At 69.9% G+C, this 19,440-nt stretch carries 16 protein-coding genes; 3 read left to right on the plus strand and 13 right to left on the minus strand.

Translation table 11 applies throughout. The features are described from left to right. Positions 1–12 precede the first annotated feature (12 nt). From V3N99_02745 to V3N99_02765, 5 genes are all read right to left on the minus strand, one after another. Positions 13–816: a TSUP family transporter gene (locus V3N99_02745; protein MEO3935656.1), complete on the minus strand. Its 804-nt coding sequence runs from the start codon at positions 814–816 to the stop codon at positions 13–15. Position 817: 1 nt separating this feature from the next. After that, positions 818–1,570: an HAD family hydrolase gene (locus V3N99_02750; protein MEO3935657.1), complete on the minus strand. Its 753-nt coding sequence runs from the start codon at positions 1,568–1,570 to the stop codon at positions 818–820. Beyond that, positions 1,567–3,327: a proline--tRNA ligase gene (locus tag V3N99_02755; protein MEO3935658.1), complete on the minus strand. Its 1,761-nt coding sequence runs from the start codon at positions 3,325–3,327 to the stop codon at positions 1,567–1,569. The genes V3N99_02750 and V3N99_02755 overlap by 4 nt, the downstream gene beginning before the upstream one ends. Before the next feature lie 335 nt (positions 3,328–3,662). After that, positions 3,663–4,073, minus strand: a complete 411-nt coding sequence (locus tag V3N99_02760) for a DoxX family protein (GenBank protein MEO3935659.1) — start codon at positions 4,071–4,073, stop codon at positions 3,663–3,665. Between the two features lie 63 nt (positions 4,074–4,136). Next, positions 4,137–5,123, minus strand: a complete 987-nt coding sequence (locus V3N99_02765) for a LacI family DNA-binding transcriptional regulator (GenBank protein ID MEO3935660.1) — start codon at positions 5,121–5,123, stop codon at positions 4,137–4,139. Between the two features lie 350 nt (positions 5,124–5,473). Here V3N99_02765 and V3N99_02770 point away from each other — a divergent pair, with 350 nt between their 5' ends. The 3 genes from V3N99_02770 to V3N99_02780 all read left to right on the plus strand — a co-directional run bounded on the left by V3N99_02770 (position 5,474) and on the right by V3N99_02780 (position 9,602). Further along, positions 5,474–7,075: a sugar ABC transporter ATP-binding protein gene (locus tag V3N99_02770; protein MEO3935661.1), complete on the plus strand. Its 1,602-nt coding sequence runs from the start codon at positions 5,474–5,476 to the stop codon at positions 7,073–7,075. 43 nt (positions 7,076–7,118) lie between these two features. Beyond that, the gene (gene mmsB, locus V3N99_02775; protein ID MEO3935662.1) at positions 7,119–8,426 is read left to right on the plus strand and encodes a multiple monosaccharide ABC transporter permease; all 1,308 of its coding nucleotides are present in this window, start codon (positions 7,119–7,121) and stop codon (positions 8,424–8,426) included. 78 nt (positions 8,427–8,504) lie between these two features. Beyond that, entirely contained in the window at positions 8,505–9,602 is a 1,098-nt protein-coding gene (locus V3N99_02780; protein MEO3935663.1) for a sugar-binding protein, read from the plus strand. Positions 9,603–9,710: 108 nt separating this feature from the next. Here the strand turns inward: V3N99_02780 and V3N99_02785 are convergent, their stop codons facing one another. The 8 genes from V3N99_02785 to gabT form a co-directional block, all read right to left on the minus strand. Beyond that, the gene (locus tag V3N99_02785) at positions 9,711–10,556 is read right to left on the minus strand and encodes a GNAT family N-acetyltransferase (GenBank protein ID MEO3935664.1); all 846 of its coding nucleotides are present in this window, start codon (positions 10,554–10,556) and stop codon (positions 9,711–9,713) included. A gap of 70 nt (positions 10,557–10,626) precedes the next feature. Then, positions 10,627–11,790 (minus strand): flavodoxin-dependent (E)-4-hydroxy-3-methylbut-2-enyl-diphosphate synthase, encoded by a 1,164-nt coding sequence (gene ispG, locus V3N99_02790; GenBank protein MEO3935665.1) that lies wholly within the window; start codon positions 11,788–11,790, stop codon positions 10,627–10,629. A 215-nt stretch (positions 11,791–12,005) separates the two neighbouring features. Further along, positions 12,006–12,956, minus strand: a complete 951-nt coding sequence (locus V3N99_02795; GenBank protein MEO3935666.1) for a hypothetical protein — start codon at positions 12,954–12,956, stop codon at positions 12,006–12,008. A gap of 224 nt (positions 12,957–13,180) precedes the next feature. Beyond that, positions 13,181–14,536 carry a site-2 protease family protein gene (locus V3N99_02800; protein ID MEO3935667.1) on the minus strand — a complete coding sequence of 452 codons (1,356 nt, stop codon included), beginning with the start codon at positions 14,534–14,536 and terminating at the stop codon, positions 13,181–13,183. A 63-nt stretch (positions 14,537–14,599) separates the two neighbouring features. Then, positions 14,600–15,826 carry a 1-deoxy-D-xylulose-5-phosphate reductoisomerase gene (gene dxr / locus V3N99_02805; protein ID MEO3935668.1) on the minus strand — a complete coding sequence of 409 codons (1,227 nt, stop codon included), beginning with the start codon at positions 15,824–15,826 and terminating at the stop codon, positions 14,600–14,602. Between the two features lie 26 nt (positions 15,827–15,852). Further along, entirely contained in the window at positions 15,853–16,326 is a 474-nt protein-coding gene (locus V3N99_02810) for a ribonuclease domain-containing protein (GenBank protein ID MEO3935669.1), read from the minus strand. A gap of 42 nt (positions 16,327–16,368) precedes the next feature. Beyond that, on the minus strand, positions 16,369–17,829 hold the full coding sequence (locus V3N99_02815; GenBank protein MEO3935670.1) for an NAD-dependent succinate-semialdehyde dehydrogenase: 1,461 nt from the start codon (positions 17,827–17,829) through the stop codon (positions 16,369–16,371). 144 nt (positions 17,830–17,973) lie between these two features. Further along, a complete protein-coding gene (gene gabT, locus V3N99_02820; GenBank protein MEO3935671.1) occupies positions 17,974–19,371 on the minus strand; it encodes a 4-aminobutyrate--2-oxoglutarate transaminase in 1,398 nt (465 codons plus the stop codon). Positions 19,372–19,440: the final 69 nt, after the last annotated feature.

The raw sequence follows: 19,440 nt of genomic DNA on the forward strand, positions 1-19,440 counted from the left end.
CTGCGCCACGCGTCAGCCCCAGACCCCCAGCAGTTGCAGGCTGATCCGCACGATGAAGGCACTGACGACGACGATGAAGACGATGCGCACGAAGCGGCTGCCGAGGCGCACGGCGGTGCGGGCGCCGAGGTAGCCGCCGACCAGGTTCGCCACCCCCATCGCGAGGCCGATCGTCACGACCACGTGGCCGCCGGGGGCGAAGACGGTCAGCGCTCCGAGGTTGGTCGCGACGTTGACGATCTTGGCCTTGGCACTCGCCTCGAGGAACGCGTAGCCCATCAGCCCGACCAGCGCGAAGACGAGGAACGACCCCGTGCCCGGGCCGAGCGCCCCGTCGTAGACCCCGATGACGAAGCCGGTGAGCATCGCGGCGACCGTATGCCGCACCCCGTCCCACCGCAGGGCCGTCGCCGTCCCCAGCTGGGGCTTGAAGAGGGTGTAGGCCCCGACCAGCACCAGGCAGACGAGGATGATCGGGTTGAACGCCGCCTTGGGGATCTGCAGGCCGATCAGCGCTCCCCCGATCGCCCCGACGTAGGCGATGCCCGCCATCGGCAGGGCAGTGCGCAGGTCGGGTCGCACCCGTCGGTAGTAGGTCACCGAGCTCGTGGCCGTGCCGAAGATCGAGGCGAACTTGTTGGTGGCGAGCACCTGCGCCGGTGACGCTCCCGGCAGCCCGAGGAGGATCGCCGGCAGCTGGACCAGTCCGCCCCCACCGACGACGGCGTCGACCCACCCGGCGACGAGGCCCGCGAGGGTCAGCAGGAGGGCGGTGGTCAGGGACGGGTCGGCGACGGTGGGGTCGATGGCCAGCACGTCAGCGGTCGCCGCCCGCGTGCCACGCGGTCACGATGTCGAGGACGTCGATCAGCTCGTGCGCAACCGCGTCGGGCGTCGCGTCCACCGCCACCTGCTGGTCGACCGGGATGTCGCTGTGCGGCACCCAGATCGCCCGCATGCCGACGGCCTGCGGACCGTGCACGTCTTCGTACGCGCGGTCGCCGACGTAGACGCAACGCTCGGGTGGAGCCCCGACCTGCGCAGCGGCATAGCGAAAGATCTCGGGTGACGGCTTCACCCACGGCGTCTCGCTCGAGTAGACGTCGGCGTCGATGAGGTGCAGCACCCCGTCTCGGGCGAACACTTCCTGGTGGTAGTCACGCGACCAGATCGTGTTGGAGAGCACACCGACGCGCATCCCGTTGGTGCGCAGGCCCTCCCACAACGGTGCGACCTGCGGGTCGGTCCACGTGTGCGGCTCCCAGAACTGCCGGTAGGCCGCCAGGCCGGCGACCAGGCGCGGGTCGTCGGCCACGACGTCGACCTCGGCCAGGATGTCCTCGATGCGCGCGGATGCGTGCCCGTCCACCCGACCCCGCGACCAGCCAGCCGACTCGGCGCCGTGGATCCTCGCCGTCAGGTCCTCGACCAGGTGCGGGTCGGCGAGGTGGTACTCCCGGGCGAAGACCCGCCACTGCTCGACGAGGTCGACCGTGTGCCACGGCGTGAGCGTGCCACCCCAGTCGAAGATGACCGCCTCGACGGGGCGGGCCTCGACCAGCCCCGTCACGCCCCGCGCACCTCCGCGAGCACCTGGCTCACCGCCTCCGCGACGGCGACGTCGCGCGCCTCGCCGGAGCGTCGGTCCTTGACCTCGACGAGGCCATCGGCCAGCCCACGCCCGACGACGACGATGGTCGGGATGCCGATCAGCTCGGAGTCCTTGAACTTCACGCCGGGGCTGACCTTGCGCCGGTCGTCCAGCAGCACCTGCAGACCACCTCCCTCGAGACCCCGGGTGATCTCCTCAGCCGCGAGGAAGACGTCGTCGTCCTTGCCCTGGGCGATGACGTGGACGTCGGCGGGTGAGATCTGCCGCGGCCAGACCAGGCCGAGCTCGTCGTGGTTGCCCTCGGCGATGCAGGCCACGGCGCGGGAGACGCCGACGCCGTAGGAGCCCATCGTCACCGTCACGAGCTTGCCGTTCTCGTTCAGCACCTTCAGCCCCAACGCCTCGGCGTACTTGCGGCCGAGCTGGAAGATGTGGCCCATCTCGATGCCGCGGGCCGCCTCGAGGGCGTGGCCGCAGCTGGGGCACGTGTCGCCGGGGCGCACCTCGGCTGCCTCGATCGTGCCGTCGGCCTCGAAGTCACGGCCCTTGACCAGCCCGATGACGTGCCGCCCGGCCTGATCGGCGCCGGTGACCCAGCTCGTGCCGTCGACGACGCGCGGGTCGAGCAGGTAGCGCACCGCCCCGGGCTTCTCGGCGCCGAGCGCGCCCGGGCCGATGTAGCCCTTGACCAGCTGTGGCACGGACGCGAAGTCGTCGAAGACCTCGAAGGTCGCGGGCTCGAGCTGGGCCTCGAGCCGCTTCTCGTCGACCTCGCGGTCACCGGGCAGGCCGATGGCCAGCACCTCGGTGCTGCCGTCGGGGTGGGTGACCTGGACGATGACGTTCTTCAGCGTGTCACCGGCCTCCCAGGCGCGGTCGTCCCGCGCGAAGGCCGTGTTGAGCAGGTCGACCAGGCTGGCGATGGTCGGGGTGGCGGGCGTGTCCTCCACGTGCGCCGCCGGGGCGCCGGCCCAGTCGATCGCCGGCGGGACGGGCACGCGCACGGCCTCGACGTTGGCGGCATACCCACAGTTGGCGCAGCGCACGTAGGTGTCCTCGCCGTTCTCGGCGGTCGCGAGGAACTCCTCGCTCTTGCTGCCGCCCATCGCGCCGGCCATCGCCTCGACGATGACGTAGTGGAAGCCGAGCCGGTCGAAGAGCCTGATGTAGGCCTCGCGGTGCGCGTCGTAGGCCTTGTCGAGACCGGCGTCGTCGACGGCGAAGGAGTAGGAGTCCTTCATGATGAACTCGCGCCCACGCAGCACCCCAGCACGTGGCCTCGCCTCGTCGCGGTACTTCGTCTGGATCTGGTAGAGCGAGACCGGCAGGTCCTTGTAGGAGCTGAAGAGGTCCTTGACCGCGAGGGTGAACAGTTCCTCGTGCGTCGGGGCGAGCAGGTAGTCGCTGCCCTTGCGGTCCTTGAGCCGGAAGATGTTGGGACCGTAGGCGGTCCAGCGGCCCGTCGTCTCGTAGGGCTCCCGCGGCACGAGAGCGGGGAAGAGCAGCTCCTGCGCGCCGATCGCGTCCATCTCCTCGCGCACGATCTGCTCGACCCTGCGCAGCACCTTCAACCCGAGCGGCAGCCACGTGTAGATGCCCGGGCTGACCCGGCGGATGTAGCCGGCGCGCACCAGCAGGCGGTGGCTCGGCACCTCGGCATCGGCCGGGTCCTCCCGCAGGGTGCGCAGGAACAGGCTCGACATGCGCATGGGCACGGTGGGCTCCTCGGGTGGCCGACGGGGGCGCCCGCGGGTGCGGACGGTGCGGCCGGCTAGGCAGGACCGAAGCCTAGCCGCGACCACCGACCCCCGAGGTCCGGGCAGGACCGAGCTCGTCCGGACCTGGTCCGGACGAGCTCGCGGTGTGGTGACCACACCGCCGCCGGAGGCAGCGCGATGACGCCCGTCAGCGCCCCCGAGCACCCCGATCATCCGATCACCCGACGAAGTCTCACCGCCGATTCTGACACGTTCCTCGTATTACGCACTTCGAGTTTGACGAGTGGTCCGGCAGACGACCGACCTGCCTGGAGATCCCGAGCTCCTCGGGGTCAGCGGCCCGCAGCTCGCAGCGCGAGACGGATGAGCGGCGCCTGCAGCGGCAACCGCACGGCCGTGACCGCACGCTCGGCCTGGGCCGTCCACGAGCCGGGCGAGCGCTGGGCGCGCTGGTGCGCCGAGACCAGCATCTGCGCGTTCGCCGGCCACACGCCTACCAGCAGGGCCGCACTGGCCAGCCCGGCCCGGCGCCGGGTCTGCGGCACGAGCATGCCTGCGCCGCAGACGATCTCAGCCACACCCGACCAGATCACGAGCTGACGCGGATGCGCCAGCTGCGGGGGGATGGTCGGCTCGAAGACCTGCGGGCGCACAAGGTGGACGACTCCGGAGACGAGGAAGGCGGTGGCGAGGCCGCCGATCCCCCGGGTGAGTGGGGGCACGACGCTGGCGGAGGGCTTCATACGCGACATCCCACCACGTACGCCCGACGGGACGGCCGGTTGCGGCGGGAGTGTGACGCGGCCCTAGCGGGTGTGGGCCGGGCGGCGGGGCACCCCGCGCACGATCAGCCGGGTCGGGATGACGAAGGTGCGGGGCTCGCCGCGCTCCCCGTCGAGCCGCGCGAAGAGCTGCTGGATGGCCCTCTCTCCGAGTGCCGCCGGGTCCTGGTGAACACAGGTGACCGGGGGGTCGAGGAAGTCGGCCAGCTCGAAGTCGTCGTAGCCGATGACCACAAGGTCGAGGCCGCCCTCACGCACGGCGCTGATGACCTGCAGGGTGACGCGGTTGTTGCTCGTGATGATGGCGCTGATGGGGTCGGGCCCCTGTGTCCACCGGGCCAGCAGGGCAGCGACCTCGCCCGGCGCGTAGGGACCGAGTCGGGTGGTGGCCGGGACGACCATGCCGAGGGCGTCGAGCGAGGCGCAGAAGGCGGCCAGCCGCTGCTGGGCGGTCCAGACCCCGGCGTGGTCACCGAGGAAGCCGATGCGCTGGTGCCGGTGCGCCACCAGGTGCTCGACCGCCGATCGGACTCCACCCTCGTTGTCGCTGAGCACCGTGTCGGCGAGGAGACCCGGCAGTGGCCGGTCGACGCAGACGACCGGGATCTCCTGCGCCGCGCTCGCGATCTCGGCGCTGGCGACGACCGAGGCCGGCACGACCACGAGGCCCTCGACGCGTCGGGCGACGAGGGCGTCGACCAGCTCAGCCTCCCGCGCCGACGAGCCCTCGGCCGAGGTCGAGATCAGGAAGTGGCCACGGCCGCGGGCCTCGCGCTCCATCGCCGCGGCGAGCTGGGAGTACCACGGGTTGGCGAGGTCCTCGACGATCAGGCCGATGCTGGTCGACCGACCCTTGCGCAGCATGCTCGCGCCCTCGTGCCGATGGAACCCCAGCTCGTCGATCACCGCCTTGACCCGGGTCGCCGTCTCCGACCGCACACCGGGCTCGTCGTTGACCACGCGCGAGACCGTCTTGATCGACACCTCGGCGAGCGTGGCGACGTCGGCCATGGTGGGGCGGCCGGGTCGGACCGGGCGGCCGTCCACAGGCCCGGCGGGTGACAACGTTGACACAACACGACATCTTGGGTGCGATGAGCATCATCGGTCAAGTTCCTCCACGCCAGCGGTGAACGACCACCGCGGGATTCGCGCTTCTAGCCATTCCTTGGCGGTCCGCGGTATTTGACAGACCAGACATCGATGGGGTTGTCTTTCGATGTTCAGTCTGACAACGATGTCAATCGTTATCGCCTTGTGACCGACAAAGTTCCACCGGAAGGTGTCGGGACCCGTGTGTCACGGGTCACAATCAGCGACGGGCTAGCAACGACGCCGCCGACGAAAGGGTTCTTGACGCGATGAGCCAGGTTGACATGGCCAAGGCCACGACTCCCCCACCGGGTGAGGTCATCCTCGAGATGCGAGGGATCACCAAGAGCTTCCCGGGGGTGAAGGCGCTCGCCGACGTGAGCATGGTCGTGAGGCGGGCCGAGGTGCACTCCATCTGCGGTGAGAACGGCGCCGGCAAGTCGACCCTGATGAAGGTCCTCTCGGGCGTCTACCAGGCCGAGGAGGGCGAGATCGTCTTCGACGGCCAGGTGCGCCACTTCTCCAACATCCGTGAGAGCGAGCACGCCGGCGTCGTCATCATCCACCAGGAGCTCGCGCTCATCCCCGAGCTGTCGATCGCCGAGAACATCTTCCTGGGCAACGAGCAGCGGGGCAGCTTCGGCATCGACTGGACGGTCACCCGGCAGCGGGCCACCGAGCTGCTCGCCCGGGTCGGCCTGGTGGAGAACCCCGACAGCAAGGTCAAGGACATCGGCGTCGGCAAGCAGCAGCTGGTCGAGATCGCCAAGGCCCTGAGCAAGGACGTCAAGCTCCTCATCCTCGACGAGCCGACCGCGGCGCTCAACGAGACCGACAGCCAGCACCTGCTGGACCTGATCGCCGGCCTGCGGGCCAAGGGCGTCACCTGCATCATGATCAGCCACAAGCTCAACGAGATCGAGCAGATCTCCGACGCGATCACGGTCATCCGCGACGGCAAGACGATCGAGACGATGCGGGTCAAGGACGAGGGCGTCGACGAGAACCGCATCATCAAGGCGATGGTGGGTCGCGACCTCGAGTCCCGCTTCCCCGAGTACACGCCCTCGATCGGTGAGAAGTTCTTCGAGGTCGACGACTGGACCGTGCGCCACCCCGAGGTCGGTGACCGGCTGGTGTGCAAGCGCGAGAGCTTCTACGTGCGCCGTGGCGAGATCGTCGGCTTCGCCGGGCTGATGGGCGCCGGTCGCACCGAGCTGATGCGCAGCCTGTTCGGGCGCTCCTACGGCACCTACGTGTCGGGCCGGATCGTCATGGACGGCAAGGAGATCTCGCTGTACAGCGTGTCGCAGGCGATCGACGCCGGCCTGGCCTACGTCACCGAGGACCGCAAGACCCTCGGGCTCAACCTGCTCGACGACATCAAGCGCACGACGGTCAGCGCCAACCTGAAGCGGATCACCCACGGTGGGCAGGTCAGTGACGCGGAGGAGTACCGCTTCGCTGACCAGTACCGGCTCGAGCTGCGCACCAAGGCCCCCACCGTCGACGAGGGCATCTCCAAGCTCTCGGGCGGCAACCAGCAGAAGGTCGTCCTGAGCAAGTGGCTCTTCACCGAGCCCGACCTGCTGATCCTCGACGAGCCCACCCGCGGCATCGACGTCGGCGCCAAGTTCGAGATCTACGGCATCATCCAGAAGCTCGCCGCATCGGGCAAGGGCGTCATCGTCGTCTCCTCCGAGCTGCCTGAGCTGCTCGGGCTCTCCGACCGGATCTACTCGATCTGCGAGGGTGCGATCACCGGCGTCCTCGACAAGGGACACGCCGACCAGGAGTCGCTGATGCGCCTGATGACCAAGAACTCGCACGGCGGCGGCGACGTCGAGACTCACACCGCCGTCCTGGTCTGACGACCTCCACCCACCCGACCCACGACACAGCAGGAACGGAACCATGAACAAGGTCAAGAAGATCTTCGGTGGAGACACCCGCCAGCTCGGCATGATCATCGCCCTCGTCGCGCTGATGGTCTTCTTCCACGTCTGGACCGGTGGCCTCGTCATCAGTCCCAACAACTTCAACAACATCCTGCAGGGCAACGCCTACATCCTCGTGCTGGCCATCGGCATGGTGCTCGTCATCATCGCCGGGCACATCGACCTGTCGGTCGGGTCGGTCGCCGCGGCGGTCGGGATCATCGTGGCCCTGGCGATCCAGAACTACAGCCTCCCGTGGTACCTCGCGGTGCTGCTCGGCCTGGCCGCCGGTGCGGTCGCCGGCGCCTGGCAGGGGTTCTGGGTCGCGACCGTCGGCATTCCCGCCTTCATCGTGACCCTCGCGGGCATGCTCTTCTTCCGCGGCGTCAACCAGTACATCGGCAAGTCCAACTCCGTGACCGTCCCCAGCGACTTCGTGCAGATCGGTGCAGGCACCCTGCCCGAGGTCGGGCCCACCACCGGCTACAACAACCTCACCCTGCTGCTCGGCATCCTGGCCTGCGTGGGCATCGTCGTCGGGGCCGTCCGTGGCCGTGCGCGTCTCACCAAGATCGGCGCCGCCGTCGAGGACGCCTGGATCATGTGGACGCGGCTCGCGCTCATCACGGTCGCGATCATGGCCGTCATGCTGCTCTTCGCCTCCGGCACCAAGGGCTTCCCCTACTCGGGCCTGATCCTCGTCGCGCTGGTCCTGATCTACGGGTTCATCTCCAACCGCACCATCACCGGGCGCCACATCTACGCCGTGGGTGGCAACCGGCACGCCGCCGAGCTGTCGGGCGTCAAGAGCAAGCGCATCAACTTCCTCGTGATGATGAACATGTCGATCCTGGCGGCCCTCGCCGGCATGATGTTCGTCGCCCGTTCGCAGGCCTCCGGACCCTTCGACGGCACCGGCTGGGAGCTCGACGCCATCGCTGCCGTCTTCATCGGTGGCGCTGCCGTCTCCGGCGGCGTGGGCACGGTCGTCGGCTCCATCGTCGGTGGCCTCGTGATGGCGGTGCTCAACAACGGCCTCCAGCTCAAGGGCATCGGCGCCGACGCGACGTACATGATCAAGGGCTTGGTGCTGCTCCTCGCCGTCGCCTTCGACGTCTACAACAAGAGCCAGGGCAAGCCCTCGATCACCGGCGTCTTCATGCGCGGCAGGGGCAGCTCCTCCTCCTCCGGCGACTCCACCGTCGCCCCGCCCCTGACCTCCGACGGCGGCAACCCCGCCGCCTCGGAGACTCAGCCCATCGGCGCGGCCATCAGCCGCAGCTGACCCCCCTCTCGCGCCGGGCGCCGCCCGGAGCGTGTCAACGCGACTCATGGTTGAGCGCAAGAACAGGAAAGAGAACACATGCGTACCTTCGCCAAGGTGCTGGCCGTCTCGTCCGTGGCCGCCCTCGCCCTCACGGGCTGTGGTCGCTCGGACACGACGACAACGAGCCCCGGCTCGACGGCAGGCGGCGCGGCCGCGGGTTTCCCGGCCAACTCGGTCATCGGCGTCGCCCTCCCCCAGAAGACCTCCGAGAACTGGGTCCTGGCTGAGAAGCTCTTCAACGACGGTCTCAAGTCGGCGGGCTTCACGGCTGACGTCCAGTTCGCCAACGGCGGAGTCACCGAGCAGCAGAACCAGATCTCGAGCATGGTCACCAAGGGCGCCAAGGTGATCGTCGTCGGTGCCATCGACGGCAAGCAGCTCGGCACCCAGCTGCAGTCCGCCAAGGACTCCGGCGCCACGATCATCGCCTACGACCGTCTCGTCCTCGACACGCAGGCCGTCGACTACTACGCGGCCTTCGACAACTTCAAGGTCGGTGTCCTGCAGGGCACCGCGCTCCTCGACGGCATGAAGGCCAAGAAAGCCAATGGCCCCTACAACATCGAGCTCTTCGCCGGGTCGCCCGACGACGCCAACGCGAAGGTCTTCTTCGACGGTGCGATGTCGGTCCTCACGCCCAAGATCGCCGACGGCACGCTCAAGGTCGTCTCGGGCCAGAAGGACTTCACCCAGGTCGTCACCCAGGGCTGGAAGCCGGAGAACGCCCAGAAGCGGATGGACACGCTGATCTCGGCCAACTACACGACCGCCACCGTCGACGGGGTCCTCTCCCCCAACGACACCCTGGCCCGCGCCATCATCACCTCGGTGAAGCAGGCCGGCAAGCCGATCCCGGTCGTCACCGGTCAGGACTCCGAGGTCGACTCGGTCAAGTCGATCATGGCGGGCGAGCAGTACTCCACCATCAACAAGGACACGACCAAGCTCGTCGCGGCCACGATCGAGATGATCAAGGCCCTGCAGACGGGTGCCAAGCCGACCACGACCGACACCACCTCGTACAACAACGGGGTCAAGGTCGTCCCGGCCAACCTGCTCCCGCCGGTCATCGTCACCAAGGCCAACGCGGCCGAGGCGTACGCGGGCACCAGCCTGGAGCAGTACACCAAGTAGTCACGAGGCACCACCAGCACGTCGCACAGGCGGCCCGTCTCCCTTTCGGGAGGCGGGCCGTCGCTGTGTCGGGTGCCGTGTCGGTGGGCGTGTCGGTGGCGTGTCGGGCTACATCAGCACGGTGCTGAAGATGCCGACCTGGTCGAAACCGATGGCTTCGTAGGTCGCCCTGGCCGGGCGGTTGTAGTCGTTGACGTAGAGCGTGGCCAGGGGCGCGATCTGGGTGAGGACCAGGGACGTGGCGGCTCCCATCAGCGGCGCGGCCAGGCCCTGCCCGCGCAGCCGCGGCGCCAGCCACACCCCCTGGATCTGGGCGGCGCCGATCGACGCCGAGCCGACGTCGGCCTTGAAGAGCACCTCGCCGTCCTCGACCCAGACGTAGGTGCGGCGCTCACGGATCAGCTGGGCGATGAGGTTGCGGTAACCACGCGACGAGCCGGTGTAGGGCGCGTAGCCGATCTCGTCGGTGAACATGGCTGCCGCCGCCGGCAGGACCGCATCGACCTCGTCGTTGCGGGCCAGCCGCACACGGGGGTCGATCGTCACACCCAGCCCACCGGGCTGCGAGCTGGTCGCCATCAGCGGCTGCCGCCAGCGGATCGCGCGTGGGTGCCCCCAGTGGGGTGCGAGGTGGTCCCACAGCCGCTCGACCTGGTCGGTGGGGCCGAAGATCGACGCGCAGCCGCGGTGCCACCGACGAAGGCGCACCGAGATCGCCCGCAGCGCCTCGTCGTCGCACTCGACGGGCACCACATTGGCCGAGACCCACATCAGGCCCCGCAGCTCACCGGCGTCTCGGTAGCCGAGCAGGGAGCCGGGCATGGCCCGCAGCACGCCCTCCTCGATGCGCGAGGCGACGAAGACGTTGGCCGCCGGGTTGCGCGCACAGAGCGCGAGCGCCTCGTCACGGTCTGCAGCCGAGAGGGCGCGCACCGGAGAGCTCGTGCGCAGCATGGGGACCATCCTCGCCGTTACCGAGGCGGAAATCGACTACCGGTCGATGACGAAGTTCGACGTCGTCGTGTCAGCTGACCGAGACGCTGGGGCGGGTGGGCGCACCGGTGCCGTCGTCGACCGGCTCCATCGACTCGGCGATGCGCATGGCCTCCTCGATGAGCGTCTCGACGATCTGGCTCTCGGGCACGGTCTTGATGATCTGGCCCTTGACGAAGATCTGGCCCTTGCCGTTGCCGCTGGCCACCCCGAGGTCGGCCTCGCGCGCCTCGCCCGGACCGTTGACGACACAGCCCATGACGGCCACCCGCAGCGGCACCTCGAGACCCTCGAGACCGGCGGTCACCTGCTCGGCCAAGGTGTAGACGTCGACCTGGGCGCGGCCGCAGCTCGGGCAGGACACGATCTCGAGCTTGCGGGGGCGCAGGTTGAGCGACTGCAGGATCTGGATGCCGACCTTGACCTCCTCGACCGGGGGGGCCGAGAGCGACACGCGGATGGTGTCGCCGATGCCCTGGGACAGGAGGGCCCCGAAGGCCGTCGCCGACTTGATCGTGCCCTGGAACGCTGGGCCCGCCTCGGTCACGCCGAGGTGCAGCGGCCAGTCGCCGCGCTCGGACAGCAGCTGGTAGGCCTTGACCATGATCACCGGGTCGTTGTGCTTGACCGAGATCTTGAAGTCGTGGAAGTCGTGCTCCTCGAAGAGGCTCGCCTCCCACACGGCCGACTCGACGAGCGCCTCAGGCGTGGCCTTGCCGTATTTCGCGAGGAGGCGCGGGTCGAGCGACCCGGCGTTGACCCCGATGCGGATCGAGGTGCCGTGGTCCTTCGCGGCTGCCGCGATCTGCTTGATCTGGTCGTCGAACTTGCGGATGTTGCCGGGGTTGACCCGCACGGCCGCGCATCCGGCCTCGATCGCCGCGAAGACGTACTTCGGCTGGAAGTGGATGTCGGCGATCACCGGGATCTGGCTGTGCGCAGCGATCTGCGGCAGGACGTCGGCGTCGTCCTGGGTGGGGCACGCGACCCGCACGATGTCGCAGCCGGTGGCGGTCAGCTCGGCGATCTGCTGGAGCGTCGCGTTGACATCGGTCGTCGGCGTGGTGCACATCGACTGCACGGAGATGGGCGCGTCACCGCCGACCTCGACCTTGCCGACCTTGATCTTGCGGGTCGGGCGACGGGGGGCGAGGGTGGGTGCCGGAGCGGCCGGCATACCGAGCGAGACGGTCATGGCTCCATTATCGCCCCGCGAGCCCCCGGAAGGTGGAGCGGGTCCGGGCTGACCGGCACCCCCCGGCCTGGCCCCGGGCTGATCGGGCGACATACGACTTCATCTGAAGCCTTGTGCGGCCAGATTTCCGATCTGGGGCGCATACGGCTTCACGTGAAGCCGTATGCGACGCCTGCAGCCCGAGGACGGTCGGTTGGCCCTCGGTTCGCCCCGGGTCAGGCCTGCTTCCCCGGGAAGTACGCCTGCCACTCGTCGCGGAACACCGTGGGTCTCGCCCCCCGGTCGACCCTCGCGCCGTCTACCCGACGCAGCGTCGTCAGGGGCACCTCGAAGACCCCCTTCTTGGTGACGCGCGTGACCTGCCAGTGGCGCTTCTCGCGGAGCTCCTCGTGTCGCTCGATGTCGGACTCGTAGATCTCCTCGTCCTCGAAGTGCTGCGCTCCGTCGTACTCGATGGCCAGGCGCAGCGTGCGGTATCCCAGATCGAGCCGCCGCTGCAGGTCGCCGGTGACGCGGTCGTAGAAGCGGATGTCGACCTCGGGCTCGGGCAGCCCCGCCAGCACCAGCAGCATCCGCAGCAGCGTCTCGGGCCGTGAGTCGACGTGCGGGCGCACCAGCCCGGCAGCGCGCCTCAGCGTCGCCGCATGAGGGCCGTCCCACTCGGCGGCCGCCGACCGAAGGCGCTCAGGCGTCGTCCGGTTGCGACGGACGAGCCGGTCGCCGAGGACCACGAGCTCGACGAGATCGAGGTTCGACCCCAGGTCGCAGAAGGTGCGCTCGGGTGAGGTGATCCGGACGCCTCGCCACCTCGATGCAGGCGGGGGCCGCTTCACCCGATGGGCGCGGATGCCGAGCTGCTCGCAGTTGAGGCTCACGTGCATCGTCAGGTGGATCTTCGAGGAGGCGGGGACCCATCCCCCGTAGAGCATCGCGGCCGTGTGGTGGCTGACGACGGCCGAGTCCGGGGCGGAGAGCAGCGCTGCCTGGGTGCGCACGAGCAGGGTCCGGGTGATCGCTCGCGAGACGTAGACGCCGTGGGAGAGTCGAACGAAGGCCGGTGACCCCAGCTCGGCCCTGCTGATCCCGCTGAGGCGCGCAGCCCGGTAGGTGAACGGTGCCCGCAGGTCGAGGGGGTACGTCGCCACCTGGGCCTGGAGGATGCTCACGGGTCAAGACTGCCGCGTGGCGAGGGTCCGATTCCGACTGTCCACAGGCCACTTCCGACCCGCGGCGACCCTCGGCCACGCCCCCGCCACGCATACATCTTCACGTGAAGGCGTATGCGGACATCGACGCGAGATCGGCCACATACGGCTTCACGTGAAGGCGCATGCCGCGCCACCAGCCACCGGCCGCGGCCGACGGCCTCGGCCGACGGCGCCGGCCCTCGTCAGAAGAGCTTGACCGGGTTGACCAGGTCGGCGTAGATCAGCAGCGCCGACATGCTCACCAGCGCGATGGCCATCGTGTAGGCGACGGGCAGGGCCTTGGCGACGTCGACGTGCCCGGGGTCGGCCTTGCCGAGCGCCTTGGCCCCGCGGCGCTTCAGCCCCTCCCACAGGGCGCCCGCGACGTGACCACCGTCGAGGGGCAGCAGTGGGATGAGGTTGAAGACGAAGAGCGCCATGTTGAGCGAGGCCAGCGACAGCAGCAGCATGTTGACCTTGCCGGCCGTGCCGTCGGGGAAGATGCTGCTCGCGGCGATCTCGCCGCCGATGCGCCCGACGCCCACGACCGAGATCGGGCCGTTGGGGTCGCGCTGACCGCCACCGAAGGCGGCCTGGGCGACGCCCACGATCTTCTGCGGGATGCGCAGCACGACACCCGCCGTCTGGGTGAAGGCGCCCCAGACCGCGCCCGGCGCGGCGGTGACCGACTGGCGCTCCTGCACCGTCTGCACCTGCGACGTGACGCCGAGGAAGCCGGCCTGCACCGTCTGCATCGTGCCGGCGGCGTCGCGCACGATCTGGCCCTGCGCGTCGACCCGGGTCACGGTGTTGGTCACCGGCGTCACCGTCGCCTGCATCGGCGTGCCGCCGCGGAGCCAGGTCAACGTGGTGGCCTGGGCCGAGCGCGGCTGGATCAGCTGGCTGAGCGAGGTGGTCGGGGTGACGGTGGTGCCGTTGATCGAGGTGATGACGTCGTCGGGGCGCAGGCCCGCGAGGTAGGCCGGGGTCTTCGGGTCGCTGGCCGCACAGGCGGTCTTGGCCGCCGCCTGTGCGGCGGGCACGACGCACTCGCTCACAGCGACGACCTGGGCGCCGTTGCTCGCCACCGGGACGCCGTACAGGGTGAGGGAGCCGGTGATCAGGACGGTGGCGATGACGAGGTTCATGATCGGCCCGCCGAGCATCACGGTGACCTTCTTGGGCACCGACAGCTGGTAGAAGACGCGGTGCTCGTCTCCGGGGGTGACCTCTTCCATCGAGTCCTGGCGCGCCTGGTCCATCAGCTGGCTGAAGCGGCCGGTCGAGGACGCGCGCAGCAGCATCGGGTCGGCGCCGGGCTTGGGGGGGAACATGCCGATCATGCGGATGTAGCCGCCCAGCGGGACCGCCTTGAGGCCGTATTCGGTCTCGCCGCGCCGACGCGACCAGACGGTCGGGCCGAAGCCCACCATGTACTGCGTGACCTTGACGCCGAACCTCTTGGCCGGCACGAGGTGACCCACTTCGTGCAGGGCGATGGAGAGCCCCACGCCGACGACGATGGCGAGCACTCCGAGGATGTAGGCGACGACGGTCACGGGGGTCCTAACTGTGAAGCGGTGCCGGTTGCTGCGGTGCGGGGGTCCGGTGCGCGCAACCCCTCAACCATCATCCCCCAGACCCAGGACATTCCGCGCACGCGTGCGGGCCGCGGCATCGGCGGCGAGCACCGCCGCCAGGTCGAGACCGGCCGTCAGGTCGGCGGTCTGCAGGTGCTCCTCGACGACTCTGGACACGGTCTGGACGATCGCCGTGAAGGGGATGAGCCCGTCGTGGAAGGCGTCGACGCAGACCTCGTTGGCTGCGTTGAAGACAGCCGGAGTCGTGCCGCCCGCGAGGCCAGCGCGCTTGGCCAGCGCCACCGCGGGGAAGGCCTCGTCGTCGAGGGGCAGGAACTGCCAGGTCGACGCCTGGCTCCAGTCGCAGGCCGGGCCGGCGGCGGGCACGCGCGCGGGCCAGGCCATCCCCATCGCGATCGGGATGAGCATCGACGGCGGTGACACCTGCGCGACGGTCGAGCCGTCGACGAACTCCACCATCGAGTGGATCATCTGCTGCGGGTGCACCACGACGTCGATCCGCTCGAACGGCACGTCGAAGAGCAGGTGCGCCTCGATCACCTCGAGCCCCTTGTTGACCAGCGTCGCGCTGTTGGTCGTGACGACGCGGCCCATGGCAAAGTTGGGGTGCGCCAGCGCCTGCTCGGGGGTGACACCGGCCAGCTCGGCCTGGCTGCGGCCGAGGAACGGGCCACCGCTCGCGGTCACGACGAGACGCTGCACCTCGTCGGCCGTGCCTCCGCGCAGGCACTGCGCGATCGCGCTGTGCTCGCTGTCGACCGGCACGATCTGACCCGGGCGGGCGAGCGCCCTGACCAGCGGGCCGCCGACGATGAGCGACTCCTTGTTGGCCAGCGCCAGGGTGTGCCCGGCCTCCAGCGCGGCGAGCGTCGGCTCGAGGCCGATCGCGCCGGTGATGCCGTTGACGACGACGTCGGCCTCACGGGCCGCCAGCTGGGTGCTCGCGCGGTCCCCGACCAGCACCTCCGGCGCGTATGCCGCGTCGCCGGCGTCGCGGCATACGGCATCGAGGGCGTCGCGCACCTGCTCCTGCGTGCCGCGCGCCACGGCCACCGTCTCGACACGCAGCGCGTGCGCCTGCTGCGCGAGCAGGCGCAGGTCGGAGCCGCCGGCGCTGAGGCCCGTGACGCGGAAGCGGTCGGGGTTGGCCAGGGCGATCTCGATGGCCTGGGTGCCGATCGACCCGGTGGAGCCGAGCAGGGTGACTCGGCGGGGGGCGTGGGGGGCACGGGGGAAGGCGGTGGTCACCGCCCCATCCTCGCGCACCCGGACGGTCAGGCGCCGAGGCGGATGCGGGCGAACGAGTCGTAGTGGTCGCGCGTGTAGTAGTAGTCCCCGCCCTGGCCGGCGATGATCCGCCGGGCCCCGCGCGACGACGAGCCGGGCGTGGGGACCGTGTACTCCGTGTAGTAGCCGTCGCGTTGGATCGGGAGGACCCGGTTGGCGTTGTGGTAGGTCACCCCGTCGTTGCGGGGGTAGGGGAACGGGCCCCCGGCGCGGACGAGCGCCAGGGTCGCGCGGGCCGGCCCGTCGAGGTCTGACTCCGCGACCGACGTGCCGGTCGGTGTCGTGCGGGGGCTGACGGAGGTGCGGGTGCTGACGGAGGTGCGGGGGCTGACGGAAGTGCGGGCCGTCGGCTCGGCCGACGTCGACCCCGCCGTGAGCCGCGGCAGGAGGATCGCAAGCAGCACGACCGCCAGCGCCACGACGAGCGTGGCCCACGCGCGGGTCCGGGGGCTCAGGTGCACGGGGGGAGCCTACGGCGTGCCGACGGCTGCCCCACGCCGCCCTCAGAGAGCGATGCCGACGTACTTCGTCTCGAGGTACTCCTCGATACCCTCGAAGCCGCCTTCACGGCCGAAGCCGCTGTGCTTGACGCCACCGAACGGCGCGGCGGGGTTGGAGACGACGCCCTGGTTGACGCCGACCATGCCGTACTCCAGCTGCTCGCTGACGCGGATGGCCCGGCTGAGCTCCTGGGTGAAGAGGTAGGCCACGAGGCCGAACTCGGTGTCGTTGGCCATGCGCACCGCCTCGTCCTCGTCGGTGAAGGTCGTGATCGGGGCGACAGGACCGAAGATCTCCTCCTTCTGCAGGAGGGCGTCCAACGGCACGTCCGTGAGGACGGTCGGCTCGAAGAAGTGGCCCGCGCCCTGGTGGGGCTGGCCACCGACGACGACCTTCGCGCCCTTCGCGACGGCGTCGTCGAGCAGCTCGGTCACCTTGGCGACGGCCTTGGCGTCGATGAGCGGGCCGACGGTCACGCCCTCGTCGGTGCCGTGGCCCATCGTCAGCGCCCCCATCCGCGCGGCGAACTTCGTCGAGAACTCGTCGGCCACGGACTCGTGCACGTAGAAGCGGTTGGCGGCGGTGCAGGCCTCACCGATGTTGCGCATCTTGGCCAGCATGGCGCCCTCGACGGCTTTGTCGACGTCGGCGTCGGCGAAGACGAGGAAGGGCGCGTTGCCGCCGAGCTCCATCGAGACCCGCAGCAGCTGCTCGGCCGACTGCTCGACGAGCATCTTGCCGATCGGGGTCGAGCCGGTGAAGGTCAGCTTGCGCAGGCGCGGGTCGCGGACCAGGGGCTCGCAGACGTCGGCGGTGTGGCTCGTCGTGACGACGTTGAGCACGCCCTTGGGCAGGCCGACCTCGTCGAGCAGCTGGGCCAGCGCGAGCATGGTCAGCGGCGTCTGCGTTGCCGGCTTGACCACCATCGTGCAGCCGGCGGCGATGGCCGGGCCGATCTTGCGGGTGCCCATGGCGAGCGGGAAGTTCCACGGCGTGATCATCAGGACAGGACCGACGGGCTGCTTCATGGTCATCAGACGGGTGGCGCCGTTGGGGGAGGTCGACCAGCGGCCGCTGATGCGCACGGCCTCCTCGGCAAACCACCGGAAGAACTCGGATCCGTAGGTCACCTCGCCCATCGCCTCGGCGAGGGGCTTGCCCATCTCGAGGGTCATGAGCATCGCGAAGTCGTCGGCCCGCTCCTGGATGCGCTCCCACGCAGCGCGCAGGATCTCGCCCCGGTCGCGCGGCGGGGTGGCGGCCCAGTCGGACGCGGCAGCGACGGCCGCGTCGAGCGCGGCCTTCCCGTCGGCCACGGTCGCGTCGGCGACGTGCGCCAGCGTGTCGCCGGTCGCCGGGTCCTCCACGGCGATGGTCGCACCGGTCGTTGAGTCGCGCCACGAGCCGCCGATGAAGAGGCCCTTCGGCACCGACTCGAGCAGCTGGGAGATGTTGACGGGCACGACTGGACTCCTAGGGGAAGACGGTTGGGCAGTTCTTCATACCCACTTGTTGCGGTGAGCGCCGCGAATGTTGGGCTCAGCGCCCGAGATGCCCGGCGCTCACCGCAACAAGTCGAGGGGTGGGGGCGAGACCGGCGCGGCGGGTCAGGCGACGGTGGCGAAGGCCGCGTCGAGGATGTCGAGACCCTCGGTGAGCAGGTGGTCGGGGGCCACCAGCGGGGGCAGGAAGCGGAAGACGTTGCCGAAGGTGCCGGCCGTGAGGGTGACCAGACCCTGCTGGTGGCAGTAGGCGTTGACGGCCTTGGTCAGCGCGGCGTCCGGCGTCTTGGAGGCCCGGTCGGTGACGAGCTCGATCGCCAGCATGGCGCCACGACCGCGGATGTCGCCGACCTGCTCGTGGCGCGAGGCGAGGGCCTCGAGGCGGGGGCGGAAGATGGCCTCGATCTCGCGGGCGCGGCCGACCAGGTCGAGCTCACGCATCGTCGCGATCGCGCCGATCGCCGCCGCGCACGAAACAGGGTTCCCGCCGTAGGTGCCGCCGAGGCCACCGGCGTGCACGGAGTCCATCAGGTCGGCGCGGCCGGTGAGCCCAGCGAGCGGCAGCCCGCCGGCGATGCCCTTGGCCGTGGTGATGAGGTCGGGCACGACGCCCTCGTGGTCGCTGGCGAACCAGTCGCCGGTGCGGCAGAAGCCGGTCTGGATCTCGTCGGCGATGAAGACGATGCCGTGCTCACGGCACCAGTCGGCGACGCGACGCACGAATCCCGGTGCGGGCACGATGAACCCGCCCTCGCCCTGGATCGGCTCGAGGATGACCGCAGCGGTGCGCTCCTCACCGACCTGCGCGTGCACGAGCGAGGTGAAGGTCTCGAAGGCCTCGTCGGCGCAGGCCTGCGCGCCACCGAGCCAGCGGTAGGGGTAGGCCATCGGCGCGCGGTAGATCTCGCCGGCGAAGGGGCCGAAGCCGTCCTTGTAGGGCATGTTCTTGGCCGTCATGGCCATCGTGAGGTTGGTGCGCCCGTGGTAGGCGTGGTCGAAGACGACGACCGCGTCACGACCGGTCGCGTGACGCGCGACCTTGATCGCGTTCTCGACGGCCTCCGCGCCCGAGTTGAAGAGCGCAGAACGCTTCTCGTGGTCGCCCGGGGTGACGGCGGCGAGCTCCTCGCAGACCTGGAGGTACTCCTCGTAGGGCGTGACCATGAAGCAGGTGTGGGTGAAGTCGGCGACCTGACGCTGCACACCCTCGACGACCCGGGGCGCGCTGTTGCCGACCGAGGTCACCGCGATCCCGGCGCCGAAGTCGATGAGCTGGTTGCCGTCGACGTCGACCAGGATGCCGCCGGAGGCGCGCTCGATGTAGACCGGCAGCCCGGTGCTCACCCCCGAGGACACGGCCCTGAGCTTGCGCGCCTGCAGGGCGTCGCTCTTCGGGCCGGGGATCGCGGTCTGCAGCAGACGCCGCTGCTCGATCTCGGGCCGCACGGCCGGAGCGGCGGCGGGGGCGTCAGACACGGTGGGCGCGGCGAGGGTGTCGGTCATGGGTCTAGGTTCCTCCCGCCCACCATGCTTGTCCAATACTTCCTGCGCACGCCATGCATGCTCATGAGG

This window comes from Dermatophilaceae bacterium Soc4.6 (assembly GCA_039889245.1).
In the GTDB taxonomy this organism is placed as follows: Bacteria; Actinomycetota; Actinomycetes; order Actinomycetales; family Dermatophilaceae; genus Lapillicoccus.